This window comes from Citrobacter sp. Cb080 (assembly GCF_030334745.1).
Lineage (GTDB): Bacteria > Pseudomonadota > Gammaproteobacteria > Enterobacterales > Enterobacteriaceae > Citrobacter > Citrobacter braakii.
In genome coordinates this window covers 54,237-66,760 of the sequence record NZ_JAOWDG010000065.1, presented here as the reverse complement: position 1 = coordinate 66,760, position 12,524 = coordinate 54,237, and the positions used below count along the sequence as shown (strand labels likewise).

Genomic DNA, 12,524 nt, shown 5'->3' with positions numbered 1-12,524 from the left:
TGACCTGCTCCCCGTTGATTAGTACACCCCGATGTTAGTAATGTCTTCATAAGCCACATGAGGACATCCCCATGAAGAAGCGTTTTTCCGACGAACAGATCATCAGTATTCTCCGCGAAGCCGAAGCTGGGGTACCCGCCCGTGAACTCTGCCGCAAGCATGCCATTTCCGATGCCACGTTTTACATCTGGCGTAAGAAGTATGGCGGTATGGAGGTGCCTGAAGTTAAGCGCCTGAAGTCGCTTGAGGAAGAGAACGCCAGACTCAAGAAGCTGCTTGCCGAAGCCATGCTGGATAAAGAGGCGCTTCAGGTGGCTCTTGGGCGAAAGTACTGACGACAGACCAGAAGCGGGAAGCCGTGATGTTGATGTGTGATGCGACCGGTCTGTCGCAACGTCGTGCCTGCAGGCTTACAGGTTTATCCCTGTCGACCTGCCGCTATGAGGCTCACCGTCCGGCTGCTGATGCGCATTTATCAGGGCGCATCACTGAGCTGGCACTGGAGCGCAGGCGTTTTGGCTACCGTCGTATTTGGCAGTTGCTGCGCCGTGAAGGGCTTCATGTTAATCATAAGCGCGTGTACCGGCTTTATCACCTCAGTGGCCTGGGCGTAAAACGCAGAAGACGTCGTAAAGGGCTGGCAACAGAACGTCTGCCGCTGCTCCGTCCGGCGGCGCCCAATCTGACCTGGTCGATGGATTTCGTCATGGACGCACTTTCCACCGGTCGCAGGATCAAGTGTCTTACCTGCGTCGATGATTTCACAAAGGAATGCCTGACGGTCACTGTTGCCTTTGGGATTTCAGGCGTTCAGGTCACGCGTATTCTGGACAGCATTGCACTGTTTCGAGGCTATCCGGCGACGATAAGAACTGACCAGGGGCCGGAGTTCACTTGCCGTGCACTGGATCAATGGGCCTTTGAGCATGGTGTTGAGTTGCGCTTAATCCAGCCGGGCAAGCCAACGCAGAACGGATTTATTGAGAGCTTTAACGGACGATTTCGCGATGAATGTTTGAATGAGCACTGGTTCAGCGATATCGTTCATGCCAGGAAAATTATTAATGACTGGCGGCAGGATTATAACGAATGCCGCCCGCACTCCACGCTGAATTATCAGACACCGTCTGAATTTGCAGCGGGCTGGAGAAAGGGTCATTCTGAGAATGAAGATTCCGACGTTACTAACTGAGTGTTGTATCTAATCGTGGGGGCAGGTCATGATTTCTATTATTGGCTATTCACTTATCGACTGACCCAGAGCACTCACTTTAAGTGAACGCTTGGTGTCTGTAATTGGTCATCCCGCCCCTGAAAGGATGCGATAAGTTACGGTTAGAGCTACCTTGAAGTAGCAGTTGTCATAGAGGGAAAACTTTTTGTCTTCTCTCTCCCTATAGTGAGTCGTTATTAATTCTGTTGACTTCACAATAAGTGTATGAATGAGAGTTAAGGCATGAGTACGAGCTAATCGTCGATTCCTCAGAGGCCTTCTCCCTATAGTGAGTCGTTAACCCTAAGCGCTCTTTTTGTCCCGATTTTCGATGCCCTGCCGTGGTCCCTCAGGCATACTCTGGAACATCGCCTCGATTTCTTTTGGTCTTGTGATTCGGTCATCGACAATGATATTCAACAGCTTAAAGAGGCCATGCGTTAACTGTGGGTCATCATCAAGGTTAATCTCTCCGGGATGGACCGCCTGATTCCCTACGATACGACAGATGTCTGCTGCTTGTTGAATGCGAGGAGGTAATCCTTTCTCAACTAGTGACTTAATGTCAGCGTTAATGTTGCTCCCCGGCTCACCTAAATGGACCATCAGTTTCTGAAGACACAGGCGGAGAAGTGCAGCGGCCCCTTTTGGAGATAGGTTGACGATGCTTCTGGCTTCCATGTAGTCAAGCAAACAGTCGTTAGGCATGTCTGGGTTAGGCATATCAACATTACCTGAAGCTGGAACCATCAAAGTCTGCTGATGCCAATATGCCAATTTATTACAATGTCGACATAGTGATGCTTCCATCACTGTTTCCTCAGTCTCACGCGCGTAATCATACGGCTTATATATCAGAGGATAAAAATCCTGATGAGCAAAAACACCACAATATGGACAATTAAACTCAGATTTTCCAAATGTTGCTGGATAATATTCAGCCATTTAATCCTGTCTCCTTGTAGACATCCATAAGCACACTTTTTAACCTATTCACCTCAACCTCTTTAGCGTAACGGTCGTAAGTTATAGACCCAGAGCTATGACCCATAATAGCCTGAGCATACGCTAATTCGACCCCATGCTGTTTTAACTGGGTCGCAACTGTATGCCTGAACGAATGGAAAGCCAGCCCGTCACGCTCAGCAAGAACCTTAGGTAACAGCGTACGGTTAAACCATTTACTCACCTGCTCACCGTAACCGTTCTTCATCAAGCGCAAACCATCAAAGACCATAGCGTCATCACCAGCAACGCCTCTACGGGTCTCTACAAGTGCCACAAAGTCAGCCAATGCGAAACCATAGGCCCCATCAACCAGAGGAACACAGCGATCACTGTGGGCGTTCTTGATGCTCTTACCCAGCAGGCTGCTATCGTCTTCATTGATATGGATATAGACAGCCCCAGCCTCAGTGGCCCTAACGTCTTTAACCTGAAGCTGAGCCACCTCGTTAAGCCTTGCCCCAGTGATGGCAGCCAAAGCGGTAACGTAGTAGTGATAAGGTTTACCTGAAGCCTTCTGAGAGTATGACTTAGCGGCGACCAGTAGTTGCCCTACCTGCTCCGTAGAAAAGGCGTTACGGGCCTCAGAGGCTTTACGCTGGGGAACCTTTAGCTCCAGCCCCTCAGTCATATTCTTTTTAATCAGGTCATTACGGACAGCCCACTTAAAGACAGCCGCCATTTTGATGAGATACTTATTGTTGATGGTAACGACATCCAGACAATCGGTCTTATCCCCACGGTTCAGCAGGTCAGCCAGTGTGGAATCCTTGAAGCGCTGCTTACGGTTCTTGGGTAACTGCTGGAGCACATCACGGACTCTGAGCATGTCTGCTCTACTGGCTTCAGCATTGAGACCCAGATAGTCGAATATTTCGATTAACGCTGCGTGGGACGCTTTGTTTTCTCTTAAGGTGGCTGGCTTCCAGTTCTGAGCGTTCTCCGCTTCGTATTGCTCAAAGAGACTTGATACGGTGACGCTGGGCGTGACTTCTGGTTTTACTTCTGGAGCACCAACAGATAAGGACACAGAGGCTTGGTCATCTTGCCGCTCAATACCACTAAAACCATCGATATAATCTATGAGTGGCTTACTGTCTCCCGCATCGATACGCTTCATACAGGCCTTAAGCACACCCAAAGCCTCGTGAATGTAACGATGCTGGTCAATGCTAAGGGGTTCACAGGCTAGTGCATCAACAAGGTTCCCACCGAGTTCTGAATAAAGCCCGCTATATGTTTCCCTCATGTCAGGCTCGAAGAGGTCAGAGCGGCCCGTCGATAGTTCCCACTCAGCGATGTCCTTAAGATGCTCCCTCATCTCCTCATAGGTAGCGTTGGGTCTGTCTGCGTGTATTGCCTTGAGTGCTGCCTTGATGTGCCTTGAGTGAGCCATAGCGGTACGTCTATCCTTGGTACGTAATGATACTGACGCTAGTTTATAACGGTTGTGAGAAGGAAGCGAAGAGGTCAGGCGACTAGTGGTCTTCATCCTGAGACGGATGTAGAAGACACCGTTACGCTGATAAAGGTAGGTTCTTGAGTTGAGCATGTACTGAGACCTTAGGTTTGCTCACTACTTCAACAAAGTTAGTCACAGTGTTAGTTGCAGTGAGTAAAACTATCGGAAGGCTTTAGGCCATATCCCAAGGAATTCAGTAGGTTAGAATACTTTAAGAAGTGTCATGGAGCGGGCGAAGGGAATCGAACCCTCGTATAGAGCTTGGGAAGCTCTCGTTCTACCATTGAACTACGCCCGCATTGGAGTGCGTAAGGGATTATAAACCTTACGCTCTTCTTGGCAAGGGACTAACTGACTGACTGGCGATTAATTCACCGTCAGCATTTTGGCTTACTGCCCTTTGGTGGCAAATAACGCAGCGGATCGATAGCCGTCGCCCGATAGCGGATCTGGAAATGCAGCCGCACCGTGGTCGCATCCGAGCTGCCCATCGTCGCGATTTTCTGCCCGGCTTTCACGTTTTGACCGTTGTTCACCAACATGGTGTCATTATGCGCATACGCAGTGATGTAGTCCTCACTGTGCTTAATCATAATGAGATTACCGTAGCCCCGTAGCTGATTACCGACATAAACCACCTTCCCGGCTCCGGCGGCATAAATCGGCGTACCGCGCGCAGCTGAGATATCAATGCCTTTATTGCCGCCGTCCGCGGTTGAATAAGGCAGAATCACTTTACCGCTGGCAGGCCACTGCCAGCAGCGCTGTCCTACCGGTGGCCAGGAGGACTGCGGTACGGACGAAGATGGTCTGACCGCCGCCGTTTTGGTTGAGGATTTCGTCGTTGTTTTGCCAGAGCCTGAACTGGTTTTCGCGCCGCCGCTGACCTTCAGCTTTTGCCCCACTTCAATGGTATAGGGCGGTGAAATATTATTCAGGCGTGCAAGCTCTTTTACGCTGGTCCCGGTGGCGCGCGAAATACGGTATAGCGTATCTCCCCGCTTCACGGTATACACGGAGCCGGAATAACTTCCTGTATCAGACGACTTGCTCCCGGAACAGCCTGCTAACAGCAGACCGACACACAGCAGCATCGCGATACTCAGGCCATTTTTCTTCAGGCGTCCTGCACTCAAAACAATACCTCGCAACATTTTCAGACGCTTTATCATAGCAGCCAGAAACCGGATGCCAAATCATATCGCGCAACGAAGCGTCGACTCTGGCATTTCACATCCTCTGTTAATCATTCTGACTTAATAGAGCATATAATGTGAATGCTTAAGATTGATGGTGGACGCTATGCGACAGGAACATGTCATTTTATTGAATGAGCAGGGCCAGCCCTGTGGAACACTGGAAAAATATGCGGCGCATACCGCCACAACCCCCCTGCACTCTGCTTTCTCATGCTGGATATTTAACGAGCAGGGTCAACTGCTGGTCACCCGCCGTTCGCTGCACAAAAAAGCCTGGCCAGGCGTCTGGACCAACTCTGTCTGCGGTCACCCGCAGTTGGGTGAAACCACCGAAGCCGCTATTAACCGCCGGGCTTGCTTCGAGCTGGGTGCAGACATCGACTCGCTCAGCCCCGTGTATACTGATTTTCGTTATTGCGCCACGGATCCGAGTGGAATAGTGGAAAACGAAGTATGCCCGGTTTATGCCGCACATATCGTCAGTGAGCTACAGCTAAACCCAGATGAAGTGATGGATTCCCAGTGGAGCAATCTTGAGGATGTATTGAGCGGGATTGACGCGACGCCGTGGGCTTTTAGCCCGTGGATGGTAATGCAGGTTTCTGACGTTAAGGCGCGAGAGTTACTGCGCAAGTTTGCCAACGGGAATTGATTGCCTGACGGGGCTACGCCCATCAAGCCTACATAACGCATCGTAGGCCTGATAAGGCATCAGCCGCCATCCGGCATTTCACATCTTACTTAACCGGGCGCATTGCCGGGAACAGGATTACGTCGCGGATAGTATGGCTGTTTGTGAACAGCATAACCATACGGTCGATACCAATGCCCAGGCCCGCAGTCGGCGGCAGACCATGTTCCAGAGCGGTAACATAGTCTTCGTCGTAGAACATCGCTTCGTCGTCACCTGCATCTTTGGCGTTAACCTGATCCTGGAAACGCTGCGCCTGATCTTCTGCATCGTTCAGCTCGCTGAAGCCGTTACCGATTTCACGTCCGCCAATGAAGAATTCGAAGCGATCGGTGATTTCCGGATTTTCATCATTACGACGCGCCAGCGGAGAAACTTCTGCCGGGTACTCGGTAATGAAGGTCGGTTGAATCAGGTGAGCTTCTGCAACTTCTTCAAAGATCTCGGTCACGATACGACCCAGACCCCAGCTCTTCTCAACTTTGATGCCGATAGATTCCGCAATCGCTTTTGCAGAATCGAAGTTATCCAGATCGGCCATGTTGGTTTCCGGACGGTATTTCTGAATCGCTTCGCGCATCGTCAGTTTTTCGAACGGCTTACCAAAGTCAAAGACTTCTTCGCCGTAAGGCACTTCAGTCGTTCCCAGAACGTTCTGCGCCAGCGTACGGAACAGCGATTCGGTCAGTTCGATCAGATCTTTGTAGTCCGCATAAGCCATGTAGAGTTCCATCATGGTGAACTCTGGATTATGGCGAACAGAGATGCCTTCGTTACGGAAGTTACGGTTAATTTCGAATACGCGTTCGAAGCCGCCAACCACCAGGCGCTTGAGGTACAGTTCCGGCGCGATACGCAGGTACATGTCCAGATCCAGCGCGTTATGATGGGTGATAAACGGACGCGCTGCCGCCCCGCCAGGGATCACCTGCATCATCGGGGTTTCAACTTCCATAAAGCCACGACCAACCATGAACTGGCGGATACCAGCCATAATCTGTGAACGCACTTTAAAGGTATTGCGGGATTCATCGTTAGAGATGAGGTCCAGGTAGCGTTGACGATAGCGCGCTTCCTGATCCTGCAGACCGTGGAATTTATCAGGCAATGGGCGCAACGCTTTCGTCAGCAGACGCAGCTCGGTACAGTGGATAGACAGCTCACCGGTCTTGGTCTTGAACAACTTACCTTTCGCGCCGAGGATATCGCCCAGATCCCATTTTTTGAACTGCTCGTTGTAGACGCCTTCCGGCAGATCGTCGCGAGCAACGTACAGCTGAATACGGCCGCCAACATCCTGCAGCGTAACGAATGATGCTTTACCCATAATACGGCGGGTCATCATACGGCCAGCAACGGAAACCTCAATGTTCAGCGCTTCCAGCTCTTCGTTTTCTTTCGCGTCGAAGTCAGCATGCAGTTGGTCTGAGGTATGATCGCGACGGAAATCGTTCGGGAAGGGGATCCCCTGCTCGCGCAGGCTCGCCAGCTTCTCACGGCGCGTTTTCAGTTCATTGTTAAGGTCGGCTACCGCGTCAGCGCCCTGTACGTGTTGTTCAGACATGTTGGTTCCTCATAACCCTGCTTTCAAACTTGCTTCGATAAATTGATCCAGGCTGCCATCCAGCACCGCCTGCGTGTTGCGGGTTTCAACCCCGGTACGCAGATCTTTGATGCGGGAGTCATCAAGGACATAAGAACGAATCTGGCTACCCCAGCCGATATCTGATTTAGTATCTTCCATCGCCTGTTTCTCGGCATTCTTCTTCTGCATTTCCAGTTCATAAAGCTTCGCTTTCATCTGCTTCATGGCCTGGTCTTTGTTCTTGTGCTGGGAACGGTCGTTCTGACACTGCGTCACAATCCCGGTCGGGATGTGGGTGATACGCACCGCAGATTCGGTACGGTTAACGTGCTGACCGCCCGCACCAGAAGCGCGGTAAACGTCAATACGCAGGTCCGCCGGGTTGATATCGATATCAATATCATCGTCAACTTCCGGGTAGACAAACGCAGAGCTGAACGACGTATGGCGACGACCGCCGGAGTCGAATGGGCTTTTACGCACCAGGCGATGTACACCGGTTTCGGTACGCAACCAACCGTAAGCATATTCGCCAGCAATTCTGATGGTCACGGATTTAATACCCGCCACTTCACCTTCAGATTCTTCAATAATTTCAGTCTTAAAGCCGCGCGCTTCAGCCCAACGCAGGTACATACGCATCAGCATGCTTGCCCAGTCCTGTGCTTCCGTACCGCCTGAGCCAGCCTGAATATCGAGATAGCAATCTGCGCTATCATATTCACCGGAGAACATACGACGGAATTCCAGTTGGGCCAGCTTATCTTCCAGCGTATCAAGTTCTGCTACGGCTTCGTTAAAGGTTTCTTCGTCGTCGGCTTCTACAGCCAGTTCCAGCAGGCCGGAGACATCTTCCAGGCCCTGGCTCATCTGATCAAGCGTATCAACGATGGCCTCAAGGGAGGAACGCTCTTTACCCAGCGCCTGCGCGCGTTCGGGTTCGTTCCATACGTCCGGCTGTTCCAGCTCGGCGTTTACTTCTTCCAGACGCTCTTTCTTGGCATCATAGTCAAAGATACCCCCTAAGAACGTTAGAGCGCTCCGTGAGGTCCTGAATGCGGTTATTTACCGGATTAATTTCAAACATTGTCTGATTTCTTTTATTGGACTAGTCAAAATGCGGTTATAAGAGCGGGATTGTAACGAATCCACACCCTTTTTTATAGCGAATATACACATCATCCTTCAAGCTGCCTCTTTGTTGGCTGCGCGATTTCTCCCCGGTCACGTACTACTCGTACGCTCATGGAGACTCATCCACTTGCCGCCTCGATGCAGCTTGAATGATTTTGTGTAAAGTGACGCTAAAGTGGCCAGATATTATCGATTATAATCTGCAGGCTGCGGTTGCCGCGAAACTCATTAATATCCAGTTTGTAGGCAAGCTGAACTTCGCGAACACCGTTATCCGGCCAGCAGGTGGTATCAACGTTAAACGCAATACCGTCCAGCAACGGTCCACCACCGACGGGCTCCACCATCACCTTCAGATGACGCTCACCAACCAGACGCTGCTGGAGCAGACGGAAATGCCCGTCAAACAGCGGTTCCGGGAACATTTGTCCCCACGGTCCGGCATCACGCAGCATTTGCGCGACCTCCATGGTCATCTCCGCCGCGCTCAGAGCACCGTCTGACACCACTTCGCCCTGCAGTAAGGCGGGGTCCAGCCACTCGGTTACCAGTTCGCCGAAACGCTGCTGGAAACGCTCAAACTGCGCCTCTTCCAGCGACAAACCCGCCGCCATAGCGTGACCGCCAAACTTGAGGATCATACCTGGATGAAGAGTGTCCAGGCGCTCCAGCGCATCGCGCATGTGCAGCCCCTGAATCGAGCGCCCGGAGCCTTTCAGCGTACCGTCACCGGCCGGGGCAAACGCAATTACCGGACGGTGAAAGCGCTCTTTAATACGCGATGCCAGAATCCCCACCACTCCTTGATGCCACTCGGGATGATACATCGCCAGACCGCCCGGTAGCGTATCGCTACTGCGCTCCAGCTTTTCACACAGAGTCAGCGCTTCCGCCTGCATACCCTGCTCGATCTCTTTACGCGTCTGGTTGAGTGCATCCAGCTCATTGGCCAGCACACGTGCTTCACCAATGTTGTCGCACAGCAACAGCGCCACGCCAACGGACATATCGTCCAGACGCCCCGCTGCATTCAGCCGTGGCCCGAGGGCAAAACCTAAATCACTGGCAGCCAATTTGAGTGGGTCGCGATTGGAAATCTCCAGCAGCGCTTTTATACCAGGGCGGCACTTTCCGGCACGAATACGGCTTAAGCCTTGCCACGTCAGAATGCGGTTATTGGCATCCAGCGGGACCACGTCGGCCACCGTGCCAAGCGCAACCAGATCGAGCAAATCCGCCAGGTTCGGCGGCGCAATTCCTCGTTCATCAAACCAGCCTTTGTCACGCAGGAAGGTGCGCAGCGCCAGCATCAGATAGAAGGCCACGCCAACGCCAGCCAGCGATTTAGACGGGAATTCACAATCGTGCAGGTTAGGATTGATGATCGCTTCAGCACCCGGCAGCGTGTCCCCAGGCAGATGGTGATCGGTCACAACGACCGGGATCCCCAGCGTTCTGGCATGTTCAACACCCGCGTGTGACGAGATGCCGTTGTCGACGGTGACAATCAACTGAGCGCCCCGGGCATGGGCCTGATCAACGACTTCCGGGCTTAAGCCATAACCGTCTTCAAAACGATTAGGCACCAGGTAGTCCACGTTACTGCAGCCCAACGCGCGCATCGCCAGAATGCTGAGCGCGGTGCTGGTCGCGCCATCGGCGTCAAAATCGCCGACCACGATGATTCGGGTTCCTTCGCGAAAAGCGTTATAGAGGATTTCAACCGCTTTTTCGACACCGTTCAAATGCTGCCACGGCAGCATGCCTTTCACACTACGCTCAAGCTCCTGCGCGCTGCGCACGCCGCGGCTGGCGTATAAACGGCGCAGCAATGGCGGCAAGTCGGCAGGTAGCTCGGCGGTCTCGTCGGCTTCACGCCGACGAAGTTGTATCTGTTGTTTCACGCGAATTATTTACCGCTGGTTTGTTTTGCATGTGCGTCGAGGAATTCTTTCATCTCTTTCGGGCCCTGATAGCCAGGCACTACATAGCCATTGCTCAGCACAATCGCCGGCGTACCGCTGACGCCAAACTGTACGCCCAGCGCGTAGTGGTTAGCGATGTCCACATTACAGGCCGCAGGCTTCACATCTTTGCCAGCCATGGCGTCGTCAAAGGCTTTGTTTTTGTCCTTCGCACACCAGATAGATTTCATATCCTGCTCGGCCTGACTTTCCAGTCCCTGACGAGGGAAGGCCAGATAGCGTACGGTAATCCCTAACGCATTGTAGTCTTTCATCTCTTCATGCAGCTTGTGGCAGTAGCCACAGGTGATGTCGGTGAAAACGGTGATGACGTGTTTTTCCTGCGGCGCTTTGTAGACGATCATCTCGTTTTCCAGCGCGTTCAAATGCTTCATCAGCAGTTGGTTGGTGACGTTTACCGGGCTTGCACCGCTCACGTCATACATCGGTCCCTGAATAATATGTTTACCGTCTTCGGTAACGTACAACACGCCGCTATTGGTCAGTACAGTTTTCATGCCCGCAACCGGAGCAGACTGAATCTCGGTACTCTGAACCCCCAGCTTCGCTAATGACTGGCGAATCGCCGCATCGTCTGCATGTACCATGCCGGAAAACGCCGTCGCCAGCAGGGTGAACATCATAAAACGTTTTTTCATAACCTATCCTTTCCTGTCAGCACTCACGCTCGCGGGTGATGCTGTTGATGTAGTTGCCGCAAGCGCTCCGTTGCGACATGAGTATAAATCTGCGTTGTCGAGAGGTCGCTATGCCCCAGTAGCATCTGCACCACGCGCAGATCAGCGCCATGGTTGAGCAGATGCGTGGCAAACGCATGCCGCAGGACGTGCGGGGACAGCTTTTCGCTGTCGATTCCAGCCAACACAGCATAGTGTTTGATACGATGCCAGAAGGTTTGACGAGTCATCTGTTGCGCCCGCTGGCTGGGAAACAGCACATCTATTGATACACCGTTGAGCAACCACGGACGCCCATGCTCCAGGTACGTTTCCAGCCAGTACACCGCCTCCTCACCTAACGGGACAAGGCGCTCTTTATTACCTTTACCGATCACCCGAACCACGCCCTGACGCAGGCTGACGTCACTCATCGTCAGCCCCACCAGTTCAGACACGCGCAGGCCTGTGGCATACAATACTTCCAGCATGGCTTTGTCGCGAAGTTCCAGCGGTTGTTCTATCAGCGGTGCCTGCAGAAGTCGTTCGACCTGTGCTTCGCTGAGATCTTTGGGCAGACGCTGCGGAAGTTTAGGTGATGCAAGCGAGGCGCTGGGGTCATCTTCGCGATATTTTTCACGGTACAGATGCTGAAAAAAACGCCGCATTGCACTGAGCAAGCGTGCGGAACTGGTGGCTTTATATCCCCCATCCATCCGCTCAGCCAGCAATGCTTGCAGGTCATCACTCTGCGCGGTCGCAAGCGAGGCGCCGCGGTGATGTAGCCATTCAACAAGCATGGTCAGATCGCGACGATACGCACTTAGCGTGTTTTCCGCCAGATTTCGTTCCAGCCACAGGGCATCAAGAAACTGCTCGATGCGCGCCAGATCCTGTTCCACTCGCGCCCCTTATTTCACTCTCATTTTTGATGCATTATGCCTCATTGTGCCGAGAATGCGCCGATTCTGTTACACTACCCGCAACGCTACAGCAGAATTGAGATGTTTACGTCATGAACATGGGTCTTTTTTACGGTTCCAGCACCTGCTATACCGAAATGGCAGCAGAAAAAATCCGCGATATCCTGGGTCCCGAACTGGTGACACTGCACAACCTCAAAGATGATTCCCCGACCTTAATGGAGCAGTATGACGTGCTCATTTTAGGCATCCCAACCTGGGATTTCGGTGAAATCCAAGAGGACTGGGAAGCGGTCTGGGAGCAACTGGACGACCTCAACCTGGAAGGCAAAATTGTTGCGCTTTACGGTATGGGCGATCAGTTGGGATACGGTGAATGGTTCCTGGACGCGCTGGGTATGCTGCACGATAAACTGGTCACCAAAGGCGTAAAATTTGTTGGTTACTGGCCTACCGAAGGGTATGAATTTACCAGCGATAAGCCCGTCATTGCCGATGGACAGCTGTTTGTTGGCCTGGCGCTGGATGAAACAAACCAGTACGATCTCAGCGATGAACGCATTCAGGCCTGGTGCGAGCAAATCCTTGGTGAAATGGCCGAACACTGGTCCTGATAACCATTTTGCCGGATGTAGGCATAAACGCCATATCCGGCCTGCATGCCGCACCGA

General features: G+C 52.3%; 11 protein-coding genes and 1 tRNA gene. 3 read left to right on the top strand and 9 right to left on the bottom strand.

Features of this window, described 5'->3' with window-relative positions:
• Positions 1–71 precede the first annotated feature (71 nt).
• Positions 72–1,192, top strand: a protein-coding gene (locus tag OGV38_RS12340) for an IS3-like element ISSen4 family transposase (protein WP_096147877.1) whose coding sequence is annotated in 2 segments (ribosomal slippage) — positions 72–330 and positions 330–1,192 — 1,122 coding nt in all. Because the reading frame shifts where the segments join, the coding sequence is not laid out codon by codon here.
• 324 nt (positions 1,193–1,516) lie between these two features.
• Here the strand turns inward: OGV38_RS12340 and OGV38_RS12335 are convergent.
• The 4 genes from OGV38_RS12335 to actS form a co-directional block, all read right to left on the bottom strand.
• Positions 1,517–2,158, bottom strand: coding sequence for a DUF4145 domain-containing protein (locus OGV38_RS12335; RefSeq protein ID WP_048254081.1), 642 nt, complete (start codon positions 2,156–2,158; stop codon positions 1,517–1,519).
• Positions 2,151–3,770: a site-specific integrase gene (locus tag OGV38_RS12330; protein WP_072065302.1), complete on the bottom strand. Its 1,620-nt coding sequence runs from the start codon at positions 3,768–3,770 to the stop codon at positions 2,151–2,153. The genes OGV38_RS12335 and OGV38_RS12330 overlap by 8 nt, the downstream gene beginning before the upstream one ends.
• A 134-nt stretch (positions 3,771–3,904) precedes the next feature.
• Positions 3,905–3,978: transfer RNA gene (locus OGV38_RS12325), tRNA-Gly, on the bottom strand.
• Between the two features lie 79 nt (positions 3,979–4,057).
• Positions 4,058–4,816, bottom strand: a complete 759-nt coding sequence (gene actS / locus OGV38_RS12320) for an amidase activator ActS (protein ID WP_046274955.1) — start codon at positions 4,814–4,816, stop codon at positions 4,058–4,060.
• A gap of 166 nt (positions 4,817–4,982) precedes the next feature.
• Here actS and idi point away from each other — a divergent pair, with 166 nt between their 5' ends.
• Positions 4,983–5,531, top strand: coding sequence for an isopentenyl-diphosphate Delta-isomerase (idi, locus tag OGV38_RS12315; protein WP_019077626.1), 549 nt, complete (start codon positions 4,983–4,985; stop codon positions 5,529–5,531).
• Positions 5,532–5,616: 85 nt separating this feature from the next.
• On the opposite strand, the gene lysS is transcribed toward idi, so the two are convergent.
• The 5 genes from lysS to xerD form a co-directional block, all read right to left on the bottom strand.
• Entirely contained in the window at positions 5,617–7,134 is a 1,518-nt protein-coding gene (lysS, locus tag OGV38_RS12310; RefSeq protein ID WP_005123357.1) for a lysine--tRNA ligase, read from the bottom strand.
• Between the two features lie 9 nt (positions 7,135–7,143).
• Positions 7,144–8,242 (bottom strand): peptide chain release factor 2 gene (prfB, locus tag OGV38_RS12305; RefSeq protein ID WP_100250065.1). Its coding sequence is split into 2 segments (ribosomal slippage): positions 7,144–8,166 and positions 8,168–8,242, totalling 1,098 coding nucleotides; the frame shifts between segments, so codons are not numbered across the junction.
• A 217-nt stretch (positions 8,243–8,459) separates the two neighbouring features.
• The gene (recJ, locus tag OGV38_RS12300) at positions 8,460–10,193 is read right to left on the bottom strand and encodes a single-stranded-DNA-specific exonuclease RecJ (RefSeq protein ID WP_016157413.1); all 1,734 of its coding nucleotides are present in this window, start codon (positions 10,191–10,193) and stop codon (positions 8,460–8,462) included.
• Positions 10,194–10,198: 5 nt separating this feature from the next.
• Complete coding sequence (gene dsbC, locus OGV38_RS12295) at positions 10,199–10,912, bottom strand: bifunctional protein-disulfide isomerase/oxidoreductase DsbC (RefSeq protein WP_047414418.1); 714 nt, start codon at positions 10,910–10,912, stop codon at positions 10,199–10,201.
• 23 nt (positions 10,913–10,935) lie between these two features.
• On the bottom strand, positions 10,936–11,832 hold the full coding sequence (gene xerD, locus OGV38_RS12290; protein WP_016154346.1) for a site-specific tyrosine recombinase XerD: 897 nt from the start codon (positions 11,830–11,832) through the stop codon (positions 10,936–10,938).
• A 113-nt stretch (positions 11,833–11,945) separates the two neighbouring features.
• Here xerD and fldB point away from each other — a divergent pair, with 113 nt between their 5' ends.
• Entirely contained in the window at positions 11,946–12,467 is a 522-nt protein-coding gene (gene fldB / locus OGV38_RS12285; RefSeq protein WP_016154347.1) for a flavodoxin FldB, read from the top strand.
• Positions 12,468–12,524 lie beyond the last annotated feature (57 nt).

Coding starts and splice junctions, on each gene's coding strand:
- OGV38_RS12335 (WP_048254081.1), bottom strand. CDS start 2,158: ATGGCTGAATATTATCCAGCAACATTTGGAAAATCTGAGTTTAATTGT.
- OGV38_RS12330 (WP_072065302.1), bottom strand. CDS start 3,770: ATGCTCAACTCAAGAACCTACCTTTATCAGCGTAACGGTGTCTTCTAC.
- idi (WP_019077626.1), top strand. CDS start 4,983: ATGCGACAGGAACATGTCATTTTATTGAATGAGCAGGGCCAGCCCTGT.
- lysS (WP_005123357.1), bottom strand. CDS start 7,134: ATGTCTGAACAACACGTACAGGGCGCTGACGCGGTAGCCGACCTTAAC.
- dsbC (WP_047414418.1), bottom strand. CDS start 10,912: ATGAAAAAACGTTTTATGATGTTCACCCTGCTGGCGACGGCGTTTTCC.
- fldB (WP_016154347.1), top strand. CDS start 11,946: ATGAACATGGGTCTTTTTTACGGTTCCAGCACCTGCTATACCGAAATG.